Raw genomic sequence first — 21814 nt, 5'->3', positions numbered from 1 at the left:
ACGCTGTTTATTTAAGCTTACTTTGCGCCCAGATAATGCCGCTGGCGTATTCGCCCGGCAGGAGCGGAGAGAGCGCTTCCAGGGTGGCGCTAAGACGTGACGTATCGCTGTCGGTCAGATTCAGATGGCCGACTTTTCGCCCCGGACGTACCGCTTTATCATACCAGTGCAGATGTACCAGCGGCAGCTTCAGCCAGTCGTAATTCAGCTCGCTGCCGATCAGGTTGATCATCACCGACGGGGCGTTAATCACCGGCGCGGGCAACGGCAGGCCGGTAATCGCGCGCAAATGCAATTCAAACTGACTGATGCTGGCGCCATTTTGCGTCCAGTGTCCGCTGTTATGCACGCGCGGCGCCAGTTCATTGATTAACAGGCCTTCCGGCGTGATAAAACATTCCATCGCCATTACGCCGACGTAGTTCAGCGCCTGCATAATTGCTGACAGCATCGATTCCGCCTGCTCCTGCTGTTCGGCGTTCGCCTGTGGGAACGCGACGCTGGTCCGCAAGATGCCGTCCTGATGCAAATTGTGCGTTAGCGGGTAAAACACGGTACTGCCGTCATGAGCGCGCGCGCCGACTAACGACACTTCGCCGGAAAAATGGATACCGCGCTCAACAATACATTCGCCATAGCAGTCATCCGGCAGTTGCCCGGTTTCGTCCGCGCGTAGACGCCACTGCCCGCGACCGTCGTAGCCGCCAACGCGACGCTTAATAATCGCCAGTTCGCCCAGGCGGTCAAAGATGCCGGACCACTCGTCGGCGCTGGTCAGCAGCTGCCACGGCGCGGTCGCGAGTCCCAGTTTATCGAAAAGCTGTTTTTGTGTCAGACGGTCGGCGATGATCGGAAATACATCGCGATTGACGAAGGCCGGGTGGCGCGCCAGCTCGCGGGTAAGCGCGGTTTCCGGCCAGCGCTCAATCTCTGCGGTAATGACGCTCTGCTGTACCGGCACGGCGGTAGGCTCTGCATCCAGGCCAACCGGCCAGACGGCGATACCCAGCGGTTCTCCCGCCTGGCGCAGCATTCGGCCCAGTTGTCCGTTGCCGAGAACGCAAACTTGCTTCATAGCGTCCCCCGCGGATCGGGATTTTCCAGAACTTCATCGGTTTGCGCTTTGCGCCAGTCGGCAATGCGCTGATGCAGTTCCGCGTCGTGTTGCGCCAGAATCTGCGCGGCGAGCAGGGCGGCGTTAGCGGCACCGGCTTTACCGATCGCCAGCGTACCCACCGGAATGCCGCGCGGCATCTGCACGATGGAGTAGAGGCTATCCACGCCGCTTAGCGCAGCGCTTTGTACCGGCACGCCGAGTACCGGGACCAGCGTTTTTGCCGCAATCATTCCCGGCAGGTGCGCCGCGCCGCCCGCGCCGGCAATAATCACTTGATATCCGTTCTCTTCCGCCGTTTCGGCGAAGCTGAACAGTTTATCGGGGGTGCGATGGGCGGAAACCACTTCTACATGGTGCGGGACATCCAGAATTTCAAAAATTTCGGCGGCGAATTGCATGGTAGCCCAGTCGCTTTTGGACCCCATCACGATGGCGACACGCGCCGGATTATTGCGGGAAGACATGCGTCTTAAAACTCCTGTGGTGCGGGACACGCTGCTTTTGAGGTGTCAGAGAATAGCATGATAATCAGGTAAGGAAAACGGTTGCGTGCGCGCCGTAACGGACGATTCGACGAACATTTACAGGGGGAAGGCGATTAACTCCACGTTATCCGGCGTGACTTTTACCATTGAACCTTCATGATGCCATGCGCCTAACACCACGCGGAATGCGGGCTGGTCGTTGGCGGAAAGTTCATGCACCGCCGGGCGGTGGGTATGACCGTGAATCAGCCACTGTACGCGGTGTTTTTCCATTTCGGCGACGACGGTCTGCGCATTGACGTCCATAATATCCAGCGATTTGCTGCTGTTGGCGGCTTTACTGCCGGCGCGCATTCTGGCGGCGATACGGCGGCGGATAAACAGCGGCAGGGTAAGGAATAGTCGTTGAACCCACGGATTATGGACTTTGGCGCGAAACGCCTGATATCCGGCATCATCGGTACAGAGCGTATCGCCGTGCATAATCAACACATTGCGGCCATACAGGTCGAGCACTTTTTCCTGCGGCAGTAGAATCATGCCGCTTTCGCGGGCAAAGCGTTTGCCAATCAGGAAGTCGCGATTACCATGAATAAAGAAGCAGGGGACGCCGGAATCAACCAGCGATTTAATGGCAACGGCCATTTCACGATGTAGCGGGTTGGGGTCGTCGTCGCCAATCCAGGCCTCGAAGAGATCGCCAAGAATATACAGCGCGTCAGCCTGACGGGCTTCTACGGCTAAAAAACGCAGAAAACCGGCGACGATCGCCGGTTCTTCCGTTTGCAGATGCAAGTCTGCAATAAACAGTGTCGCCACGATTACTCGCTGACGGTCACGTTTTCAATGATGACGTCTTCTTTTGGTACGTCCTGGTGCATACCGCTACGGCCAGTGGCGACGCCTTTGATTTTATCTACCACGTCCATACCTTCTACGACTTCCGCAAAGACGCAGTAGCCCCAGCCCTGCAGACTTTCGCCGGAGAAGTTCAGGAAGTCGTTGTCTGCCACGTTGATGAAGAATTGCGCGGTAGCCGAGTGTGGTGCCTGAGTACGCGCCATCGCCAGCGTACCACGGGTATTTTTCAGACCATTGTTGGCTTCGTTTTTGATCGCCTCTTTGGTGGCTTTCTGTTTCATGCCCGGCTCAAAGCCGCCGCCCTGAATCATAAAACCGTTAATCACACGGTGGAAAATGGTGTTGTTGTAAAAACCTTCGCGGCAGTAGTCCAGGAAGTTTTTAACTGTTTCAGGCGCTTTATCATCAAAGGTTTTGATTACGATATCGCCGTGATTAGTGTGGAAAGTAACCATTTTTGCATCCTGTTCCAAGAGAGTGGTGCTTTAGCCCGCAATGTGGCACATATAGGGGCTTGTTATAGCATAACCGTAAGCTGCGATCACCTTGCAAAGTGTGCTGCTTCGATTACGAATAATATGTATCATACAGAGATTATTACCCACACACGTCTATACGGAATCTTCGATGTTAAAAATTTTTAATACACTGACGCGCCAAAAAGAGGAATTCAAACCCATTCATGCCGGGGAAGTCGGCATGTACGTGTGTGGTATCACCGTTTACGATCTCTGCCACATTGGCCACGGACGCACGTTTGTCGCTTTTGACGTTGTCGCGCGCTATTTGCGTTTTCTCGGTTATAAGCTGAAGTATGTGCGTAACATTACCGATATCGACGATAAAATTATTAAACGCGCCAATGAAAATGGCGAAAGTTTTGTCGCGCTGGTCGACAGAATGATTGCGGAAATGCATCAGGACTTCGACGCGCTGAATATTCTGCGTCCGGACAGCGAGCCGCGTGCGACGCACCATATTCAGGAAATTATCGAGCTCACCCGCACCTTAATCGAGAAAGGACACGCCTATGTGGCGGATAACGGCGATGTGATGTTCGATGTACCGACCGATCCGACTTATGGGCAGCTTTCCCGTCAGGATCTTGAGCAGCTTCAGGCGGGCGCGCGCGTGGATGTCGTTGACGTGAAGCGTAACCCGATGGACTTCGTGCTGTGGAAAATGTCGAAAGAGGGCGAGCCGAGCTGGCCGTCGCCGTGGGGCGAAGGGCGTCCGGGCTGGCACATTGAATGTTCGGCGATGAACTGCAAGCAGTTGGGCAACCATTTTGATATTCACGGCGGCGGTTCCGATCTGATGTTCCCGCACCATGAAAACGAGATTGCCCAGTCTACCTGCGCGCATGACGGCGAATACGTCAACTACTGGATGCACTCCGGTATGGTGATGGTGGATCGCGAGAAGATGTCCAAATCGCTGGGCAACTTCTTTACCGTGCGCGACGTGCTGAAATACTACGATGCGGAAACCGTGCGCTACTTCCTGATGTCCGGGCATTACCGTAGCCAACTGAACTACAGCGAAGAGAACCTCAAGCAGGCGCGCGCCTCGCTGGAGCGGTTATACACCGCATTGCGTGGAACGGATAAATCAGCGGCCCCGGCGGGCGGCGAGGCGTTTGAGGCGCGTTTCGTGGAGGCGATGAATGACGATTTCAACACGCCGGAAGCCTACTCCGTCCTGTTTGATATGGCGCGTGAAGTCAACCGTCTGAAGGGCGAAGATATGACCGCCGCGAATGCGATGGCGTCTCATCTGCGGAAGATTTCCGGCGTGCTGGGACTGCTGGAGCAGGAGCCGGATGTTTTCCTGCAAAGCGGCGCGCAGGCGGATGACGGTGAAGTTGCGGAAATTGAAGCCTTGATTCAACAGCGTCTGGATGCCCGTAAAGCGAAAGACTGGGCGGCGGCGGACGCGGCGCGCGATCGTCTCACTGAAATGGGTATTATTCTGGAAGATGGCCCGCAGGGCACCACCTGGCGGCGTAAGTAAGCGCTTTTACAGGCCGCTCTATTTGCATAGAACGGCCTGTTTTTTATTTTTTCGCACCGGGCGAAAGATAAACACACACCGACTCCCCCAGATTCTGATGTTCACACCCGGGTATTGCCCGGCTGTAACGGGCAATAAAGCGGATGACGCTGTCGCCGCTGTTTAGCCCCACATTTCCTTTTCGCAGCAATTCTGCTGGCTGATCGTCGGTGAAAACGTTGGGGGTGAACAGTTTTGCGCCTAATCGTTCAAAAGTGCCAGCACTAACGATAGAGGGTTGATAACCCTGAAGCTGCAACCAGCGGCGGGCATCATTACGTGACCAAACCTGCGCATCGTTTGCTCGCGCAAACACTTCGAGAAGCCAGCCATTCGAATTCTGATAAGGGCCGGAAAAAGGCCACGCAATCAGGTTATAGCGGGGACTGTGGAAGAGATTGAGTTTGATAGCGCTATGTAAGAGCGTTTGTAATGCCGTCGCGATATCTGAACGCGGGCGCAAAACGGCAATGCTCTGATTCACCAGGTCATCAGCCAGAAACTCATACAGACCTTGTATATAGAGCGCTGATTCAGCGGTTCCGCAAGTATTCAGATTATGGTAAACCCGCCAGTCTCCGTTTGGCTGGCGCATGGCATAGCCAGCATGTGACCAGGTTAAATGTCGGCTCGACATATCTTGCCCCTGGCGAACCAGAATGACGACCGGATCGGGTTGACTGTTAAGCTGCTGTTTGAGTTGTAACGCCTGATCCATTGTCGCTGCGATGCTCTCCGGCGTGTTTGCTTTTTGGTGACAGTTAGCACTGTCTGCATAAGCGTTGAGCGAGATTGCGCTGAGCCACAGGGCAAACGCGAACCGCTTCATTTGGCCGGTACCGTCTGGTTGCTGGAAAGTCCTGCGTCGTCCTGATTTACCATATGGGCAAGGACCTTGCCCTCTTTTTTCAAATAAGCGCCGGTGCCTTCCTGCGTTTTTTCCAGAGTGACTTTATCACCTGCTTTGAGGTTGCCTTCTTTGACGACATTTAGAGGAACTTGCATTTTAATGTCTTTGTTATCGGGGGACTTAGTGGTTAACAGCGCGGTTTTTTGCTTTTTATTTTCGACAACAGATCCAATGCTCAGGTTGAGCGGCAGCAGTACGGGGGAGAGTATAATTCCGCTAACCAGTGCGGAACTGCCCACGCTGACAACCGCAGACGATGCCGCATACCAGCCAGTGGCAGACATTTCTTCGCTATAGCTGGCGTGGGAAAATGAGAAACAGATGACCGCGGCGGCGAATGTCATTTTATTCATATTGATTCCTTTTAATATGCGTTTTAAGTACCCATAGAAATAACACTAAAATACTTCCCGGCAACCACACCCACAGCAATTCTGAGAGAATGACCTGGTGTCCATACGGCGTGATGTAGCTTGAAAGCGCAAACGGCGCGACTTTAATCACCTGCCAGGGCGCAAAGAAACGTTCATCCGACCACGGCCACAGCCAGCCGACGCCTTTCCCACCCGTGGTTATCGAATCCAGCAGGCTGTGCGACAGCAATGAAACGGTTAAAAACAGCCAGCAGCGCACCTGCCCCGCTCGAAACCATCGTCGTCCCGCGAGTACGCACAACAGGGGGAGGACGAATGCGAAAAGTAAAGAATGGGTAAATCCACGATGGCCGAACACGTTGCCGTAGGCGACGCCAAATTTAAAGGCCAGCACGTCGGCATCGGGGAGCATCGCCAGCACAACACCGGCAAACAGCAGGCGAGGAGGGATAACTTTCAGGCCTAAGCCTGCGCCAAGACACAGAGGAACGGCGGCGTGGGTGATAACGGTAGGCATAGCGATGGTTCACAGGGAAATAGCCATGCTAGCAGTTGGAACGCAGAGGATTAAGTGGATGATTATCTGAAAAGACAGCGTAATCAGGCCGGATAAGACGCTTTGCGTCGCTATCCGGCACTTGTATCAGGCCACGACGTTCACACTTTGGCCTTCAAAGCTAACGGTTTGCCCGGCGACAATTTTGCAGCGCTTACGCGTTTCAACCGTGCCATCAACCTTCACCAACCCGTCGGCAATGGCGATTTTCGCCTGCGCGCCGCTTTCGCTCCAGCCTTCCAGCTTGAGCAGATCGCACAGCTCGACGTGCGGGTGCTTGCCTAAAGAGAATGTCGCCATGTTATTTTCCTTGTGGATCGTGATATTCAATGCACGCCTGCAGCGTGTTTTCGATAAGCGTGGCGACCGTCATCGGGCCGACGCCGCCCGGTACTGGCGTGATGTATGACGCGCGCGCCGCGGCTTCGTCAAACACGACGTCGCCAACGACCTTGCCATTTTCCAGACGGTTAATACCGACATCAATCACAATTGCGCCTTCTTTAATCCATTCGCCGGGAATAAAGCCCGGTTTACCTACGGCGACAATGAGCAAATCAGCATGCTCGACATGGTGACGCAGATCTTTGGTAAAGCGGTGCGTAACGGTAGTCGTACAGCCAGCCAGCAGCAGCTCCATGCTCATTGGGCGTCCAACGATATTGGACGCGCCAATGACCACCGCATTCAAGCCGTAGGTATCAATGTTGTAACGCTCAAGCAGGGTCACTATACCGCGGGGCGTACAGGGACGCAGGCGCGGCGCACGCTGGCACAGACGACCGACATTATAAGGATGAAAACCGTCTACGTCTTTATCTGGCGCGATACGCTCCAGCACTTTAACGTTGTCGATGCCTGCCGGTAAAGGCAACTGCACCAGAATACCGTCGATCGTGTTATCTGCATTCAGAGTATCGATAAGCGCCAGCAGTTCGGCTTCGCTGGTGGTTTCTGGCAAGTCATAGGAGCGGGAGACGAATCCCACTTCGTCGCACGCTTTACGTTTGCTTGCGACATAAATCTGTGAGGCCGGATTGCTGCCGACCAACACCACAGCCAGGCCGGGAGCGCGAAGTCCTGCTGCGACGCGTGCCTGAACTTTTTGAGCAACCTCAGATCGCACCTGCTGCGCAATCGTTTTACCGTCAATAATCTTTGCTGCCATCAGAGAGAAGATTCCATCTGTTACTTCAAGTCAAAGGGGATAACGCTATTTTGTCAGAAGCGGGCCTCGCTGTCAGTTAACGTTTGTGTTTCCGATGCAAACGCGACGTCTCCCCCGTTCGTTGCCGATGCTGAGACGTGACCAGTAAGCGCGCCATGATTAACCAAAAAGAAACAATTCATCACCCTGGCTATGGTTACCGTAATCCCTCGCCGTTAATAGCATCGGGCGGCATAATGCGACATTTTATACAAAATAAGATTAGACCCTTCTTATATCCCAATAAGAATTAGCTTAGGTCATTAAAAGAGTTTGCGGCTATTTTTTATTTAGCGAAATGTTTAATTTATTACCGTGACGAAATGTCATATTCGCAAAGATTAATTACTGCGTCTGATACTCAGGGGAGAAACAGAAAGCTAATTAATCTGCGATATCTATCTTTACAGGATGCAGAGATAACTTTTCTGACATGCTATGTCGATAATAATTCAAACGGAGCCGACAGGATGCCGAAACCGGGTGTGTGTAATTCAAGGGGAATCCATGAAATATAAATTAATGACCTCTACTATTGCGAGTCTGATGTTTGTCGCTGGCGCAGCGGTTGCGGCTGATCCTACTCCGGTGAGCGTGAGTGGCGGTACTATTCATTTCGAAGGTAAACTGGTTAATGCAGCCTGTGCCGTCAGCACTAAATCCGCCGATCAAACGGTGACGCTGGGTCAATACCGTACCGCCAGCTTTACGGCGATTGGTAATACGACTGCGCAGGTGCCTTTCTCCATCGTCCTGAATGACTGCGATCCGAAAGTGGCGGCCACCGCTGCCGTGGCTTTCTCTGGTCAGGCAGATAACACCAACCCTAATTTGCTGGCTGTCTCCTCTGCGGACAATAGCACTACCGCAACCGGCGTCGGGATTGAGATTCTTGATAACACCTCCTCACCGTTGAAGCCGGACGGCGCGACCTTCTCGGCGAAGCAGGCGCTGGTTGAAGGCACCAATACGCTGCGTTTTACCGCACGCTATAAGGCAACCGCCGCCGCGACGCCAGGCCAGGCTAATGCCGACGCCACCTTTATCATGAAATACGAATAATCCCGTCAGGGAACGCCAGGGAAGGGAGGCGCCTCAACGGAAGAGGCTATCGGGGATAAAAGAGAACATAGCAGATGATAAGGAAAGGCGCGGCGCTAGTGGGGCTTACTTTGATGTCGCCCGTTATTGCGCAGCCGGTAATGGTGGAGAGCGGGCGTGTTCACCTGCGCGGACAACTGGTCAATGGCGGCTGCGCTGTCGCCACAGAAAGCCAGGATTTGCGCGTACTGATGGGACAGTACCGCACGAATGCGTTTACCGGTCCTGGCAGCTTCGCTCCCGTCAGCGTTCCATTTTCGTTACGGTTAATCTCCTGTAGCGCGGAGGTCTGGCGTCATGTCGGCATTGCGTTTGCCGGCGTTACGCCTGCGGAAGATCCCCATGTTTTTCTGGCCAGCGGCGAGGGTATCGGTAATGCCGGAATCGGCCTGGCATTATTTGATGACCAGCAGCGGCAAATCATACCTAACACGTTACCGCTTCATTACACGCCCATTTTAACGTCAGAAATGACTTTGCATTTTACTGCCCGCTATCGGGCAATTTCAGAAAATATGACGCCGGGACGAATTCATTCAGAAGTGTGGTTTACGCTGGTTTACCCATGAATTTTCTTGCCGACGTGACTCAATGCAAAAGGTATTTTTTACCATGCTGAATAGTATAAAATTAGGCTTTATTGTTCTTCTCACGTTATTTACTTCGCTGAACGTACAGGCGGCGGGGGGGATTGCATTAGGCGCCACGCGCGTTATTTATCCCTCGGCGGCGAAACAGACTTCTCTGGCAATCAGTAATAGCGATACTCAAGAACGTTACCTCGTCAATTCATGGATCGAAAATAGCGCCGGGCAGAAAGAAAAAACGTTTATCGTTACGCCGCCTTTATTCGTCAGCGAACCCAAAAGCGAAAACACGCTGCGTATTATCTACGCCGGGCAACCGCTACCCGGGGATCGGGAGTCGTTATTCTGGATGAACGTGAAAGCCATTCCGTCGGTCGATAAAAGTCATATTGAAGGAAAAAACGTTCTGCAACTGGCGATTCTGTCGCGCATCAAACTGTTCGTGCGTCCGGCGAATTTGCCGCAGACGCCGGAAGACGCGCCGACCTTGCTGAAATTTTCCCGTGTCGGCAACCATCTCAAGATAACCAACCCATCTGCTTATTACCTCACGCTGGTCAATATCAGCGTGGGCGCGAAAAAGATTGATAACGTGATGATCGCGCCAAAAAGCGACATGCAAATTCCCTTACCGACTGGCGCGCAGGGCAGCGTGACATTTCAGACCGTCAATGATTACGGCGCATTGACGTCGGCGACAACGGCCAGTCTCGGTTAAGCAGAGAGCGTGAAGCCACACGAGAACACGATGAAGAAGACAACCTGGTTTGCAGGGCGATTTCCCGGCTATGTATCACCGTTAAGCGGCGTGGCGCTGTCGGTGCTGGCGGCGCTGTGTCCGCTGACGAGCCGCGGCGAAAGTTATTTCAACCCTGCGTTTTTGTCGGCGGATACCGCATCCGTGGCGGATTTATCTCGCTTTGAAAAAGGTAATCATCAGCCGCCCGGTATTTACCGGGTGGATATCTGGCGTAACGACGAATTCGTAGCGACGCAGGATATTCGTTTTGAGGCGGGCGCCGTGGGCACCGGCGATAAATCCGGCGGCCTGATGCCTTGTTTTACACCGGAGTGGATTAAACGGCTGGGCGTGAATACCGCGGCGTTCCCTGTCTCAGATAAAGGCGTCGATACCACGTGTATTCACCTTCCTGAGAAAATCCCGGGCGCGGAGGTCGCGTTCGATTTCGCGTCGATGCGCTTAAACATTAGCTTGCCGCAGGCGTCATTGCTCAACAGCGCGCGTGGCTATATCCCGCCGGAAGAGTGGGATGAAGGGATACCTGCCGCACTCATTAATTACAGTTTTACCGGTAGCCGCGGAACAGACAGCGATAGCTATTTTTTGAGTCTGCTGAGCGGCTTGAACTATGGCCCCTGGCGGTTGCGTAATAACGGAGCCTGGAACTATTCGAAAGGGGACGGCTATCATTCGCAACGCTGGAACAACATTGGCACCTGGGTACAGCGCGCCATCATTCCGCTAAAAAGCGAACTGGTCATGGGGGACAGCAATACCGGGAACGATGTTTTCGATAGTGTCGGCTTTCGCGGAGCGCGGCTGTACTCTTCTGACAATATGTATCCCGATAGCCTGCAGGGCTACGCCCCCACGGTCAGAGGGATCGCCCGGACGGCGGCAAAGCTGACGATACGACAGAACGGGTATGTTATCTACCAAAGCTATGTGTCGCCGGGCGCGTTTGCGATTACCGATCTTAATCCTACCTCTTCCAGCGGCGACCTTGAGGTGACGGTAGATGAAAAAGACGGTAGCCAACAACGTTACACGGTGCCTTACTCTACCGTTCCGCTATTGCAGCGTGAGGGCAGGGTGAAGTATGACCTGGTGGCCGGGGATTTTCACAGCGGCAATAGTCAGCAGTCTTCGCCATTCTTTTTCCAGGGAACGGTGATTGCTGGCCTGCCTGCGGGGCTGACGGCTTACGGCGGTACGCAACTTGCCGATCGTTACCGTGCCGTGGTGGTCGGGGCGGGGCGAAATTTGGGCGACTGGGGAGCCGTGTCGGTCGATGTCACACATGCGCGTAGCCAACTGGCAGATGACAGCACCCATCAGGGGCAATCGTTGCGTTTTCTGTACGCCAAATCGCTGAATAATTACGGGACTAATTTTCAATTGCTGGGTTACCGCTATTCCACGCGCGGATTTTACACCCTGGATGATGTGGCATACCGCAGTATGGAAGGGTACGACTACGAATACGATAGCGACGGACGCCGCCATAAAGTGCCGGTGGCGCAGAGCTACCACAATCTCCGCTACAGCAAAAAAGGCCGCTTTCAGGTCAATATTTCGCAAAACCTGGGGGATTACGGGTCACTGTATCTTTCCGGTAGTCAACAAAATTACTGGAATACGCCGGATACCAATACCTGGTATCAACTGGGATACGCCAGTGGATGGCAAGGCATAAGTTATTCGCTGTCATGGTCGTGGAACGAGTCGGTGGGGATCTCAGGCGCCGACCGCATTCTGGCATTCAATATGTCCGTTCCGTTTAGCGTTCTGACCGGACGGCGTTATGCGCGCGACACTCTTCTTGATCGTACTTATGCCACGTTTAACGCCAACCGCAACCGCGACAATAGCTGGCAGACCGGAGTGGGCGGCACGCTTCTGGAAGGACGTAATCTGAGCTACAGCGTGACGCAGGGTCGTAGCAGTACCAATGGTTATAGCGGCAGCGCCAGCGCTAGCTGGCAGGCGACGTATGGCACGCTGGGCGTGGGATATAACTACGATCGCGATCAGCATGACTATAACTGGCAACTTTCCGGCGGCGTGGTCGGTCATGCGGATGGTATTACGTTTAGCCAACCGTTGGGCGATACCAATGTCTTGATTAAAGCGCCGGGAGCGAAAGGCGTGCGCATCGAAAACCAGACCGGCGTGAAAACGGACTGGCGGGGCTATGCGGTAATGCCCTACGCCACGGTATATCGCTATAACCGCGTCGCGTTAGATACCAACACGATGGACAACCATACCGATGTCGAAAATAACGTCAGCAGCGTAGTGCCGACAGAGGGCGCGCTGGTGCGGGCTGCTTTTGATACGCGGATAGGCGTAAGGGCAATCATTACCGCGAGGCTTGGCGGACGTCCGTTACCGTTTGGCGCGATAGTACGAGAAACCGCCAGCGGCATTACCAGTATGGTCGGCGATGACGGGCAAATTTATCTGAGCGGCTTGCCGCTAAAAGGTGAACTGTTCATCCAGTGGGGAGAGGGGAAAAACGCGCGTTGTATCGCCCCTTACGCTCTGGCGGAGGATAGCCTGAAGCAGGCGATTACGATAGCCAGCGCGACCTGTATCCGTCCGGCGTCATAAAAGGAAAAATAGAGATGAAAATATACTCAGCGCTATTGCTGGCGGGGACCGCGCTCTTTTTCTCCCATCCCGCGCTGGCGACGGTTTGCCGTAATTCAAACGGGACGGCGACCGATATCTTTTACGACCTGTCAGATGTTTTCACCAGCGGCAATAATCAGCCGGGACAGGTGGTTACGCTGCCGGAAAAATCAGGTTGGGTCGGCGTAAACGCGACGTGCCCGGCGGGGACAACGGTGAATTATACCTACCGAAGCTATGTATCAGAATTACCGGTACAAAGCACCGAAGGAAATTTTAAATACCTCAAGCTGAATGACTACCTTCTGGGCGCGATGAGCATCACCGATAGTGTCGCTGGCGTATTTTATCCGCCCCGTAACTATATTCTCATGGGCGTCGACTATAACGTGTCGCAGCAAAAGCCGTTTGGCGTGCAGGACTCAAAGCTGGTTTTTAAATTAAAAGTGATACGGCCTTTTATTAATATGGTGACGATCCCTCGCCAGACAATGTTTACCGTCTATGTGACGACCTCTACCGGCGACGCGTTGAGCACGCCGGTATATACCATTAGCTACAGCGGCAAAGTGGAAGTGCCGCAAAACTGTGAAGTGAATGCCGGACAGGTCGTGGAGTTTGATTTCGGCGATATCGGCGCGTCGTTATTTAGTCAGGCGGGGGCGGGTAATCGTCCGCAAGGCGTCACGCCGCAAACGAAAACCATTGCTATCAAATGTACCAACGTCGCGGCGCAGGCCTATTTATCGATGCGGCTTGAAGCCGAAAAGGCCTCAGGGCAGGCGATGGTGTCCGATAATCCGGATTTAGGCTTTGTGGTTGCTAATAGCAACGGTACGCCGCTTACACCCAATAATTTGTCGAGTAAAATTCCGTTTCATCTTGATGATAACGCCGCCGCTCGCGTAGGTATTCGCGCCTGGCCAATCAGCGTGACGGGGATTAAACCGGCGGAAGGGCCGTTTACTGCGCGCGGCTATCTACGAGTCGATTATGATTAAGGAGGCATAATGATCCTTCGGCGCGTTTTCATCGCTATCGGTTGTGTTTTGTTCAGCCCGCTGAGTCAGGCCAACTCATCTCTGGGCGAAGTGAATATTGAACTGCGCGGTAACGTGGTGGATTTTACCTGTGCCGTGGTTGCGGGCGACAGTAACAAATCGGTTAACCTCGGCACCTGGCCGACAAAACAGCTTCACGCCGCCGGTGACGCTACGCAACCGGTAGCCTTTAGCCTAAAACTTGAAGGTTGCCCGCCGGGGTCGGCGTCTATAACGTTTTCCGGGACGCCAGCGCCCGGCACGGCATTACTGGCGCTTGCTGATACGGCAATGGCGCAAAAACTGGCGATTGAAATTCGCGATGGCGATCAACGTCGATTGCCACTTGAACAGGCCAGCAAGGCCGTCGATATTGACAACAATGGCAATGCTACCCTGAAATTCTATGCGAACTATATCGCCTTAGCCGATGGCGTGCAGCCCGGACTTGCTAACGCGGATGCGACCTTCCTGATCAATTACAATTAGTGTCCGTTATTGTGGCTCCCGAACGATAATTCGCCGGGAGTACCTTTACAATAATTCGTGTGATTTGGCGTAATCGATAAGCTCAACGATAGAGTGAAGGCCAAGTTTAGAAAATATATTGGCCTTATGCGCGCTGATAGTCTTGTTACTCAATAAAAGTTGCTCGGCAATTTCTTTGTTAGACATTCCATTGGCCAGATAGCGCAGCACGGTAACTTCGCGGTTAGATAGTGGCATATCATGGTGCCCACCTTTGGGGGTACGGGTATTACTGATGAAATTAAGCGTCTCAGATGGGAAAAAAGAATAGCCGGATAAAATCATTTTTACCGCATTATAAATATCATTGAGGTCTTTGCGTTTACTTACAAATCCGTTTGCGCCCGCTCTTATTGCTCTTCCGGCATAAAAAGCCTCTGATTTCGACGATAAAAAAAGTATCCGGGTATGTTCCTGGATAGATTTGATTCGTTTAAGTAAGGTAAAGCCGTCGGTGCCCGGTAATTCAATATCCAGAATGACAAGGTCAACAGGATAAGTGCGCAGATACTCTATCGCTGTTCGGCTATCATCCGTTTTCAGGACAACCTGAATATTGCTATTTTTACCGAGTAAAACTTCGATCGACATTCTTACAATAGGGTGTTCGTCCATAATGATAACAGATGCAGGTTTCATTGTTGTATGCCTCAGACTGTTATGCGTCCTTCGTTTTAGAATAAGCGTCAGACACCTTAAAGATTGTGAAATAGCCAGGTCTACGCACCACACAGTGGAGCAATAATAAAGAATGAGACCTCCCTGTTGACTGGCTATTTTGCGTAAGAGTAATAAATATGTGGAATATCCATTTCGCACCAACAAAAAAGAAATTTCTGATTAAGTAAAAACAATATGGATTATACCTGGTCTGATTTCTCGGAAAAGTCTTGCGAAATGCGAATTATGGATAGCGGGTAGGATGTTCTGTGGCGTTATAGAAAATTTGTTCGTGGTGGAGCTATTTTCTTTAGAGTTGACATTGAGTAGTTTAAACTGTTGTTTTTAAGTATAAAAATAATATGAAAGACTAATTGTTTAGTATTTGTTATGTAATAACAGAAAGATGTTGACGCTGGAGACCTCAAAAAACGAGGAGGGACAGGGGGCGATGTAAGAAAAAAATTTTTATCGCTTACCAGGACGAGTTGTAAATATTAATTTTATGTGAAATATTTACATTTAATGGAAGTGAAAATAAGTAATTTCTTAAAAAATCTTATTCACCAAAACGTTAGTTCGTTAAAAAATGTCGTGGAAAGTAACGTTTAACTGCTGGATCAGCCGAAGAAAACTTTGTCTGTGGGGAAGGTTAAGGAGGGTGATAAGTTGTTTAAGCCGGTAAACTACACGATGATAAGGTACGCTTTGCTGACGTGCTATTTCTTTTAAAGAGGCACCTTGCGCTAAAGTTTCAATCATCAACCAGTCAGTACGGCTAAAGCTTTCCGATAAGCGAGGTTTGGCGGCTGATAACAAGGCTTCGCGTACTGAGGCCAGGTTTTGTTGTCGTGACAGAACAAAAAAACGCCCAGCCATACGGATAAACTGTGTTATAGCGGGGGTTTTATCTGATACCAGCAGGTAAATCTGGATATCGCTTTGTTGCCAACTGAGCGCGCGTAGCTGGTTAAGCGCCTCAATACAGGAGACAGGTAGCGCCTCCATATCTACAATCAGTTGTCTGAGCGACCCCTTTTCAATCCACAAAGAAATGTCATCTAATGAGCGGAATGCAGCGGTACGTTTTCCGGAAAATAAGTAGTGACTCAGCGAATAGCCGAGGTAGTTGTCAGTTGTAATTATTGCCTGAGAAATGATACCAACCGGCAAGGCATAATTGAGCTGTTGGTTCAGTAACTCAAGGCGATCAAATATCTGCGGCGTTGGAGAGTGATAACGGCAGGCGCAGTCTTTAGCATTTCTTAAACGGCGGTGTCTTTCCCTGCGTGGTACGCTGCGCATCCTGCTTTTTCCATTGCTCTAATATATATCTGGTAATATGGCTGGCCATAAATAACCTTGTTCCATCGTTGCACCAGCGTAAAAAGCAATGCTTCGTTGCTCTGATGTTTCAATGCCTTCCATCAGCATTAACTGCTGAAAAAAAACTTCGCTATCATGTTCTGACGGAAGTTGCGTCAGGACCTCATAGCCGATTAATTGCGCAGTTGAGAGATTAACGATTGGCTCAGATTTTAACAATTCGCTGTTGAGATATGAATGACGTGTGGGCGAAGACGCCAGGTGTGGGGGATTTATCCTTTCCTTTAATAAAGTACCCTGTGCCACCAAACACTCCTCCAGGCATTTATGATGCAGCCATATATTTTCGACCCCTGAATCTATCAGGATATTATGGGCATCATTGTGGCAGCGTTAAAAAAATGCCTGTAGGTATCGTTACTTAATTATTGGTGAGATATTTCGTAAGCCTTGTAAAAAGTTAAGTGGGTTTACTTACTGAGTAAGAAATGAAGGTTAACTCTAATATACTTTAAAAACTGCTGCTCCGTTTTAACATGTAATTTTCGCATAATGCTCCGGCGGAGTGACTTTGTCTGCTCTTCAGAAAGTGAAAGTAAAGCGGCCGTTTCGCTTAAATGATAACCGCTGGCGATCAGTTTTAACAGGTGACGTTCTGTTACTGAAAAATGACGAGTCGTGCAGTAGTGGCAAATGCCAGAAGGGACGCTATGTCGAAGCGCTCGCTTATGTAAGATCAATATCATTTTCCGGGTAATTTCTTCAACATCATCTTCCCGATAAATATGCGGCAGCATATACAGACATGGTCTGAACATGAGCTTTTCTTTATCGCATTTATTACAAATAATTACCCGTAGCTGATGTTGGGTATGCATAGGTATCTGGTAACAGCCTGCGCTGAACCAATCATCATCCAGGGCCAGAAAAGCGATATCGGCATTATCTATCTCTTCTGGCGGCAGAAAGTCAATTTTCTGCTGCCATTGATTCGCCAGACGCGTCATGATGATTTTCAACCCATGCTCAAAGTGACTGTTTTGTTCCTTAATAGCGATACTCAGCATAAAAAATATCCTACACGGCAGGTGAATCATGGTGAAATATTAAAGAAACTGATTGATTATCTAAATACTGGCGGCCTTAATTCCCACTTTATGCGTGCTGAGATGTGTCCAGGCGATTTCCTGGAACCTGGCATTGCGCCAGAAAAGACGATATTCGTACACTTAGTCAGCAACCAGAACAAAAGCCATTGACTCAGGAGTGCCTGACCGTATAATTCTCGCGTTTCGTCTACACGAAGTCTTCACTTCACAAGGCGCCCTTAGCTCAGTTGGATAGAGCAACGGCCTTCTAAGCCGTGGGTCGCAGGTTCGAATCCTGCAGGGCGCGCCACTTATAAATCAACGTGTTACGCTTCTTTATTTCCTCCTTATTTTCCATATGGGACATATTTGGGACATCATCACCAAAAATGTCGTCTATTTTCCTCGCGTGTTCCGTTAAATGATTAGGCGCAAGGTGAGCATATCTGTGAATCACCACGGATAACCTGGACACTTCTGAGTCGTTGATGATATAGGTTTTCATATTCAGCCGGTGGCATCTGCTCGCTCGAACCATGCCGGCGTCTACTGTTATAAAACATTTCTATGTAATCAAAAATATCGCTTCTGGCTTCGTCTCTCGTTCCGTAGATCTTTTCCTTTATCCGTTCACGCTTCAGTAGCTGGAAAAAGCTTTCTGCAACCGCATTGTCATGACAGTTGCCACGACGGCTCATTCTGCTCTCCAGTCCGTGCGGTTTCAGGAGCGACTGCCATTCATAGCGGGTGATTACGTCGCCACACGGCCATCAGAAGCGCATTCAGGACTCTATCTTTTGTCATTCATGGTTGCAGTGACCAATTGAATCTATTGCGGCTTTTTTTTATATGTCCCGCTCGTCAGTAACCCGCTTCAACTCTTTCGGGAGTCGGCGGATTCCGGTCTGATCATCTGACTGCTCTTTATTTCTTTATTGGTGGAGGAGTTCGACCCGTACTTCTTTATCCTGGCGTAAAGACTGTGGGTAGTAATATCGAGATGTGTTGCGGCGCTGGAAACAGAATGGCCACGCTCAACGACCTGTCTTACCGCTTCAATTTTAAACTCTTCGGGATAACGTTTACCGCTCATAGGCACCTCTCTTTAAGTCATCTTAAATGGCTCTGAGGTGTCTGTTAAACCTGTGGCGATTCACATTGACCGCAGATTGTCAGGTTCCTTTACCCGGTAGTGAAACCAGTAGGGGGCAGTTTATCCGCACTAAAAGACGGTGTTCCTGCATCTGTGGTGGAGTTGAACCGGATGGGCTTTGGGCACATGCGTATCCTTGCGTGTATTGGTCAGTTGCCGGAGTCTGGATTAATGCACTATGGCTCCGTTGGGTTCTTTTTTGGGACTGATGGTGCATTGCGACTTCTTGCTAAGAAACCTGATGGGGCATTTGTGACATACGATATGTAGGAATCCCCGCCGCCCGTTACCCATTGGTGGCGGGGAACATTAATTATACATGAATGTTATTTAATTATTTCCGTAATATTCTCATTTGTCCTCGCCCCTGTTCTAACGTCCCATGTCCCAGATGTAATTGATTCTAATTCATTTGAATCTATGCCGTTAATCGCCCGCCCGGAAAGCCATCTTCCGTCTATTTGGAATGTCTTCTTGTCGACATCTGCATTTATAATTTTCCCATCCTTTGTTTTAAAGCTAATGAACATCGCTGTATTCTCATCAAGAGAATCAGCAGGATTTTTATTAAACTCAAATATTACAAAGGTTTTAATGCCCATTTGCTGTTTATATATCCATAATGATTTTATATAAACGTTGTTACATATTTTTGCGTTAATATTAAGAGGCTTGAAATTAAAGGCTTGTGAATAGTCGAAAAATCCTGGAGCAGTTATTTTCAAATCAATCCCGTAGTATCTAGACATTGCTTCACTGTTAAACGTATCAAGACTTGGGCCTGCATGCAGTACCGGTGGAAAGTAATAATCAGGAATTATCGCTTGATCTTGTTTGTTATGTTTCGCCCTGTCTATTATTTCTTCCCTAATCTCCGTTTGTTTGCTTATTGATTTAATTGATGAGTAATAGAGGATGTATGATGGGATGAAATATAAAAAAGCCATTGCATATGTAGTAACAGATAAATAAATGGAAGCCTTGTTAAATTTCGTAAATGCAGAATGAGCAACAAAGGAAATCGAAAGAATCATAAAGCAGAGTGCTCCATTGAGAGCCCTGCTGGGCATTGCAGGAGATGCAAGGAACGCAACATTTGCAGCAATTGCACCCAGCATGAATAAAAAGCTTCCAAACATAAGTTTGCTGCTACTATTCCTTGATAACACTACAGAGATTAGTAGTATTATAAATGCAATATAGACCTGCCAATATGCCCCCATTGCTGATGGCAGCCTTTCTGAAAAGTGCTCAAGAACCCTCCATGCAAGTGGTTGATTGTACCAGTCTTGTATTGTAGACGCACGGGATAGGTTTCCCGGAGCCAGCAGGAGAACCCCCGCGCCTATTGCAGATCCGAATACGCCAATCAGTAAATATTTATTTCTATTCATTATAAAGAAATATGCTACAGAAATTAATACAACTACAAGAGATGTATTTTCATTTGAGCAACCTGCAAATATCGATGATATGGCATATACAAAGAGTATTAAATTGGATTTTTTACCATTGCTTAAATATATAGAAATTAGTATATAAATGGCAATGAACATGTTGGTCCATAAGTAATTTGCTGACCCAACAAGCCAGAAGTTAGTTTGACCGAGGGCTGGATTTGCAACGAAGTATAAGAAAAATAAGAAAATCATCACATATGGGGACGGTGACGACTTTGTTAATGTAGCTGGGATCATTGTCCAGCACAACACCATTAATGTTAGCGCTGCTGAGTTTATTGCATTGTAAATATGCGGGGAGAAAAACTTTAATAGAGATGTGCTGATCGTATCTGACACAACCCTTCCGCTCCATCCCAAATAGTGCATTTTTACGCTAGAAAGCGAAAGCTCTCTTAGGGCATAAGTATAGTCATCAGAGTTCATTGGTGTGATAAATCCTATTGAATACACCAACGAGAAAACTATAAGGATAGCGATTACCATTTTTAATCTATTGTTAACCATTTTTCTTCTCATTCTTAATTATGTACTTAGGCCTTTTTTTTGTTTCTATGTAAATCCTGCCAATATATTCCCCAAGAATACCTATTCCTATCAATTGAACGCCACCCAGAAAAAGTACAGAAACAAGAAGAGACGGGTAGCCAGGAACATTATTTCCAAATATTAATTTATCAATAATCATCCATGCACCGTAAAGGAATGACATACCTGCAATAAACAATCCAATGTAAGTCCATATGCGGAGCGGAAATGTTGAGAAAGAAGTTATTCCTTCCAGCGCCAGATTCCATAATTTCCAGCCATTGAATTTTGAATCGCCGGCAACACGCTCAGCGCGGGCGTATTCAACTACATCAGTCTTGCCGCCCACCCATGACAGAACGCCTTTCATAAACAGATTACGTTCTGGCATCTGTTTAATATTTTCGACAACTTCACGGCTCATTAACCGGAAATCACCGACGTTCTCTTCAATTTTCGGATTGCTGATTTTATTGTGCAGCTTATAAAACCATTCAGCTGTCTTACGCTTCATGCGCCCGTCAGTTGAGCGGTCTGAGCGCTTAGCCAGCACCATATCCGCGCCAGCCTGCCACTTCTCAATGAGATGGGGGATAACTTCTATCGGATCCTGTAAATCGACATCAATAGGAATGACCGCATCCCCGGTTGCATGGTCGAGACCCGCGAAAAGAGCAGGTTCTTTACCGAAGTTTCGCGTAAACGAAAGCGGAATAACGAGCGGATCAGATGCAGCTATTTTGTTAATTATTGATTCAGTCGCATCTTTGCTTCCGTCGTTGATGAAAACAATCTCAACTTCATACGGTTTTAGCTCTTCAAACTCGCGAACCGTTTTATAGAAAATAGGTATCGTGGCTTCTTCATTGAAGACCGGAACGACTAACGAGACTTTCATTTCGCATCCCTAAAGACAATGAAATTTGAATAAATGAATCCGCATATCAGGCTGATAGCTGAAAAGGTGACAAGAGTAAGGAGTGGCGGCAGGGAACATTTGTCAGCCATCCAGCCAACAACGGCGCTCAGTGTTCCCATAAACCCCACGTACATCATGTAGCGAAGCGTGGTGGTGCTGGCGTTAAAGGTGAAGCGCGCATTGGCATAGAAGCTGAACGATACAGCGATAACAAAACCGGAAAAGTTCGCCAACGCCTGATGCGTATGCATCCCATACACACAAAAAGCAAATACGCCCCAATGAATAAGCGTGTTAAGAACACCGATCGATGTGTACTTAGCGAATAACTTCAACATTATGAAAATCAGCGGATTCGGAAAGGTCTGGAGTGTAGCACTACAAATTGATTTGATCGATATAAACGATCAATAATGTGATATTTGATAGTTTAAACTTATTGTTATATTATTAATTGATCGTTGTTATCGATCGATTGAGGCTACT

24 protein-coding genes, 1 tRNA gene and 2 pseudogenes are annotated in these 21814 nt (G+C 49.5%); 8 read left to right on the top strand and 19 right to left on the bottom strand.

Annotated elements, in window-relative coordinates; all coding sequences use genetic code 11:
* Window positions 1–7 precede the first annotated feature (7 nt).
* From purK to ppiB, 4 genes are all read right to left on the bottom strand, one after another.
* Complete coding sequence (purK, locus tag ACLJNW_RS12180) at window positions 8–1075, bottom strand: 5-(carboxyamino)imidazole ribonucleotide synthase (RefSeq protein WP_000815601.1); 1068 nt, start codon at window positions 1073–1075, stop codon at window positions 8–10.
* Window positions 1072–1581 carry a 5-(carboxyamino)imidazole ribonucleotide mutase gene (gene purE, locus ACLJNW_RS12175; protein WP_000098736.1) on the bottom strand — a complete coding sequence of 170 codons (510 nt, stop codon included), beginning with the start codon at window positions 1579–1581 and terminating at the stop codon, window positions 1072–1074. Before purE ends, purK begins: the two co-directional genes overlap by 4 nt.
* 117 nt (window positions 1582–1698) lie before the next feature.
* Window positions 1699–2421 carry a UDP-2,3-diacylglucosamine diphosphatase gene (gene lpxH / locus ACLJNW_RS12170; protein WP_000212284.1) on the bottom strand — a complete coding sequence of 241 codons (723 nt, stop codon included), beginning with the start codon at window positions 2419–2421 and terminating at the stop codon, window positions 1699–1701.
* A gap of 2 nt (window positions 2422–2423) precedes the next feature.
* Window positions 2424–2918, bottom strand: a complete 495-nt coding sequence (gene ppiB / locus ACLJNW_RS12165) for a peptidylprolyl isomerase B (RefSeq protein WP_000255991.1) — start codon at window positions 2916–2918, stop codon at window positions 2424–2426.
* A 172-nt stretch (window positions 2919–3090) separates the two neighbouring features.
* On the opposite strand from ppiB, the gene cysS reads away from it, so the two are divergent.
* Complete coding sequence (gene cysS, locus ACLJNW_RS12160) at window positions 3091–4476, top strand: cysteine--tRNA ligase (RefSeq protein WP_000912377.1); 1386 nt, start codon at window positions 3091–3093, stop codon at window positions 4474–4476.
* A gap of 43 nt (window positions 4477–4519) precedes the next feature.
* Here cysS and ACLJNW_RS12155 read toward each other — a convergent pair whose 3' ends face one another.
* The 5 genes from ACLJNW_RS12155 to folD all read right to left on the bottom strand — a co-directional run bounded on the left by ACLJNW_RS12155 (window position 4520) and on the right by folD (window position 7523).
* The gene (locus ACLJNW_RS12155; RefSeq protein ID WP_023203763.1) at window positions 4520–5344 is read right to left on the bottom strand and encodes a DUF2145 domain-containing protein; all 825 of its coding nucleotides are present in this window, start codon (window positions 5342–5344) and stop codon (window positions 4520–4522) included.
* Window positions 5341–5778, bottom strand: a complete 438-nt coding sequence (locus ACLJNW_RS12150) for an STM0539 family protein (RefSeq protein WP_001038574.1) — start codon at window positions 5776–5778, stop codon at window positions 5341–5343. The genes ACLJNW_RS12155 and ACLJNW_RS12150 overlap by 4 nt, the downstream gene beginning before the upstream one ends.
* A complete protein-coding gene (locus ACLJNW_RS12145) occupies window positions 5771–6316 on the bottom strand; it encodes a metal-dependent hydrolase (protein WP_001143571.1) in 546 nt (181 codons plus the stop codon). The genes ACLJNW_RS12150 and ACLJNW_RS12145 overlap by 8 nt, the downstream gene beginning before the upstream one ends.
* 126 nt (window positions 6317–6442) lie before the next feature.
* On the bottom strand, window positions 6443–6655 hold the full coding sequence (ybcJ, locus tag ACLJNW_RS12140) for a ribosome-associated protein YbcJ (RefSeq protein WP_000190280.1): 213 nt from the start codon (window positions 6653–6655) through the stop codon (window positions 6443–6445).
* Between the two features lies 1 nt (window position 6656).
* A complete protein-coding gene (folD, locus tag ACLJNW_RS12135; RefSeq protein WP_000729165.1) occupies window positions 6657–7523 on the bottom strand; it encodes a bifunctional methylenetetrahydrofolate dehydrogenase/methenyltetrahydrofolate cyclohydrolase FolD in 867 nt (288 codons plus the stop codon).
* Window positions 7524–8069: 546 nt separating this feature from the next.
* Here folD and fimA point away from each other — a divergent pair.
* The 6 genes from fimA to sfmF all read left to right on the top strand — a co-directional run bounded on the left by fimA (window position 8070) and on the right by sfmF (window position 14155).
* Entirely contained in the window at window positions 8070–8624 is a 555-nt protein-coding gene (gene fimA / locus ACLJNW_RS12130) for a type 1 fimbrial protein subunit FimA (protein WP_023238705.1), read from the top strand.
* 74 nt (window positions 8625–8698) lie between these two features.
* Window positions 8699–9232: a type 1 fimbrial protein subunit FimI gene (gene fimI / locus ACLJNW_RS12125; protein ID WP_023203762.1), complete on the top strand. Its 534-nt coding sequence runs from the start codon at window positions 8699–8701 to the stop codon at window positions 9230–9232.
* Between the two features lie 43 nt (window positions 9233–9275).
* Complete coding sequence (gene fimC, locus ACLJNW_RS12120; RefSeq protein WP_001519112.1) at window positions 9276–9968, top strand: type 1 fimbria chaperone FimC; 693 nt, start codon at window positions 9276–9278, stop codon at window positions 9966–9968.
* Window positions 9969–9998: 30 nt separating this feature from the next.
* Entirely contained in the window at window positions 9999–12605 is a 2607-nt protein-coding gene (locus ACLJNW_RS12115; protein ID WP_024154511.1) for a fimbrial biogenesis usher protein, read from the top strand.
* 14 nt (window positions 12606–12619) lie between these two features.
* Window positions 12620–13627 (top strand): type 1 fimbria D-mannose specific adhesin FimH, encoded by a 1008-nt coding sequence (gene fimH, locus ACLJNW_RS12110; protein WP_023203759.1) that lies wholly within the window; start codon window positions 12620–12622, stop codon window positions 13625–13627.
* Between the two features lie 9 nt (window positions 13628–13636).
* Window positions 13637–14155, top strand: a complete 519-nt coding sequence (sfmF, locus tag ACLJNW_RS12105) for a fimbria assembly protein (RefSeq protein ID WP_000603405.1) — start codon at window positions 13637–13639, stop codon at window positions 14153–14155.
* Window positions 14156–14200: 45 nt separating this feature from the next.
* On the opposite strand, the gene fimZ is transcribed toward sfmF, so the two are convergent.
* The 4 genes from fimZ to fimW form a co-directional block, all read right to left on the bottom strand.
* On the bottom strand, window positions 14201–14833 hold the full coding sequence (gene fimZ / locus ACLJNW_RS12100; protein ID WP_000801273.1) for a fimbria biosynthesis transcriptional regulator FimZ: 633 nt from the start codon (window positions 14831–14833) through the stop codon (window positions 14201–14203).
* Window positions 14834–15436: 603 nt separating this feature from the next.
* Window positions 15437–16159: a fimbria biosynthesis regulator FimY gene (gene fimY / locus ACLJNW_RS12095; RefSeq protein WP_001258119.1), complete on the bottom strand. Its 723-nt coding sequence runs from the start codon at window positions 16157–16159 to the stop codon at window positions 15437–15439.
* Window positions 16160–16177: 18 nt separating this feature from the next.
* Window positions 16178–16489 (bottom strand): hypothetical protein, encoded by a 312-nt coding sequence (locus ACLJNW_RS12090; RefSeq protein WP_000226492.1) that lies wholly within the window; start codon window positions 16487–16489, stop codon window positions 16178–16180.
* A 161-nt stretch (window positions 16490–16650) separates the two neighbouring features.
* On the bottom strand, window positions 16651–17247 hold the full coding sequence (gene fimW / locus ACLJNW_RS12085; protein ID WP_000948629.1) for a fimbria biosynthesis transcriptional regulator FimW: 597 nt from the start codon (window positions 17245–17247) through the stop codon (window positions 16651–16653).
* Between the two features lie 254 nt (window positions 17248–17501).
* Between fimW and ACLJNW_RS12080 the strand changes: the two genes are divergently transcribed.
* Window positions 17502–17578 (top strand) — tRNA-Arg (locus ACLJNW_RS12080).
* A gap of 21 nt (window positions 17579–17599) precedes the next feature.
* On the opposite strand, the pseudogene ACLJNW_RS12075 reads toward ACLJNW_RS12080, so the two are convergent.
* The 6 genes and pseudogenes from ACLJNW_RS12075 to ACLJNW_RS12050 form a co-directional block, all read right to left on the bottom strand.
* Window positions 17600–17725 (bottom strand): annotated as a pseudogene (locus ACLJNW_RS12075) (integrase); the annotation flags it as partial.
* Window positions 17694–18108: pseudogene (locus tag ACLJNW_RS12070) on the bottom strand (IS3 family transposase); the annotation flags it as partial. The pseudogenes ACLJNW_RS12075 and ACLJNW_RS12070, both read right to left, overlap by 32 nt.
* 34 nt (window positions 18109–18142) lie before the next feature.
* The gene (locus ACLJNW_RS12065; RefSeq protein WP_001541675.1) at window positions 18143–18361 is read right to left on the bottom strand and encodes an IS3 family transposase; all 219 of its coding nucleotides are present in this window, start codon (window positions 18359–18361) and stop codon (window positions 18143–18145) included.
* Between the two features lie 386 nt (window positions 18362–18747).
* Window positions 18748–20400: a putative glucosyltransferase GtrC1 gene (gene gtrC1, locus ACLJNW_RS12060; RefSeq protein ID WP_077910351.1), complete on the bottom strand. Its 1653-nt coding sequence runs from the start codon at window positions 20398–20400 to the stop codon at window positions 18748–18750.
* The gene (locus ACLJNW_RS12055) at window positions 20381–21307 is read right to left on the bottom strand and encodes a glycosyltransferase family 2 protein (RefSeq protein ID WP_023193457.1); all 927 of its coding nucleotides are present in this window, start codon (window positions 21305–21307) and stop codon (window positions 20381–20383) included. Before ACLJNW_RS12055 ends, gtrC1 begins: the two co-directional genes overlap by 20 nt.
* Window positions 21304–21666, bottom strand: a complete 363-nt coding sequence (locus tag ACLJNW_RS12050; RefSeq protein ID WP_000915524.1) for a GtrA family protein — start codon at window positions 21664–21666, stop codon at window positions 21304–21306. The genes ACLJNW_RS12055 and ACLJNW_RS12050 overlap by 4 nt, the downstream gene beginning before the upstream one ends.
* Between the last annotated feature and the right edge of the window lie 148 nt (window positions 21667–21814).

The organism is Salmonella sp. SAL4457, assembly GCF_046548235.1.
In the GTDB taxonomy this organism is placed as follows: domain Bacteria; phylum Pseudomonadota; class Gammaproteobacteria; order Enterobacterales; family Enterobacteriaceae; genus Salmonella; species Salmonella enterica.
This window is presented reverse-complemented; position numbering and strand designations above follow the sequence as displayed.

Excerpts from the sequence above, each read along its gene's own strand:
- purK (WP_000815601.1), bottom strand. The coding sequence starts at position 1,075 with ATGAAGCAAGTTTGCGTTCTCGGCAACGGACAACTGGGCCGAATGCTG.
- purE (WP_000098736.1), bottom strand. The coding sequence starts at position 1,581 with ATGTCTTCCCGCAATAATCCGGCGCGTGTCGCCATCGTGATGGGGTCC.
- ppiB (WP_000255991.1), bottom strand. The coding sequence starts at position 2,918 with ATGGTTACTTTCCACACTAATCACGGCGATATCGTAATCAAAACCTTT.
- cysS (WP_000912377.1), top strand. The coding sequence starts at position 3,091 with ATGTTAAAAATTTTTAATACACTGACGCGCCAAAAAGAGGAATTCAAA.
- ACLJNW_RS12155 (WP_023203763.1), bottom strand. The coding sequence starts at position 5,344 with ATGAAGCGGTTCGCGTTTGCCCTGTGGCTCAGCGCAATCTCGCTCAAC.
- ACLJNW_RS12150 (WP_001038574.1), bottom strand. The coding sequence starts at position 5,778 with ATGAATAAAATGACATTCGCCGCCGCGGTCATCTGTTTCTCATTTTCC.
- ACLJNW_RS12145 (WP_001143571.1), bottom strand. The coding sequence starts at position 6,316 with ATGCCTACCGTTATCACCCACGCCGCCGTTCCTCTGTGTCTTGGCGCA.
- ybcJ (WP_000190280.1), bottom strand. The coding sequence starts at position 6,655 with ATGGCGACATTCTCTTTAGGCAAGCACCCGCACGTCGAGCTGTGCGAT.
- folD (WP_000729165.1), bottom strand. The coding sequence starts at position 7,523 with ATGGCAGCAAAGATTATTGACGGTAAAACGATTGCGCAGCAGGTGCGA.
- fimA (WP_023238705.1), top strand. The coding sequence starts at position 8,070 with ATGAAATATAAATTAATGACCTCTACTATTGCGAGTCTGATGTTTGTC.
- fimI (WP_023203762.1), top strand. The coding sequence starts at position 8,699 with ATGATAAGGAAAGGCGCGGCGCTAGTGGGGCTTACTTTGATGTCGCCC.
- fimC (WP_001519112.1), top strand. The coding sequence starts at position 9,276 with ATGCTGAATAGTATAAAATTAGGCTTTATTGTTCTTCTCACGTTATTT.
- ACLJNW_RS12115 (WP_024154511.1), top strand. The coding sequence starts at position 9,999 with ATGAAGAAGACAACCTGGTTTGCAGGGCGATTTCCCGGCTATGTATCA.
- fimH (WP_023203759.1), top strand. The coding sequence starts at position 12,620 with ATGAAAATATACTCAGCGCTATTGCTGGCGGGGACCGCGCTCTTTTTC.
- sfmF (WP_000603405.1), top strand. The coding sequence starts at position 13,637 with ATGATCCTTCGGCGCGTTTTCATCGCTATCGGTTGTGTTTTGTTCAGC.
- fimZ (WP_000801273.1), bottom strand. The coding sequence starts at position 14,833 with ATGAAACCTGCATCTGTTATCATTATGGACGAACACCCTATTGTAAGA.
- fimY (WP_001258119.1), bottom strand. The coding sequence starts at position 16,159 with ATGCGCAGCGTACCACGCAGGGAAAGACACCGCCGTTTAAGAAATGCT.
- fimW (WP_000948629.1), bottom strand. The coding sequence starts at position 17,247 with ATGCTGAGTATCGCTATTAAGGAACAAAACAGTCACTTTGAGCATGGG.
- ACLJNW_RS12065 (WP_001541675.1), bottom strand. The coding sequence starts at position 18,361 with ATGAGCGGTAAACGTTATCCCGAAGAGTTTAAAATTGAAGCGGTAAGA.
- gtrC1 (WP_077910351.1), bottom strand. The coding sequence starts at position 20,400 with ATGAGAAGAAAAATGGTTAACAATAGATTAAAAATGGTAATCGCTATC.
- ACLJNW_RS12055 (WP_023193457.1), bottom strand. The coding sequence starts at position 21,307 with ATGAAAGTCTCGTTAGTCGTTCCGGTCTTCAATGAAGAAGCCACGATA.
- ACLJNW_RS12050 (WP_000915524.1), bottom strand. The coding sequence starts at position 21,666 with ATGTTGAAGTTATTCGCTAAGTACACATCGATCGGTGTTCTTAACACG.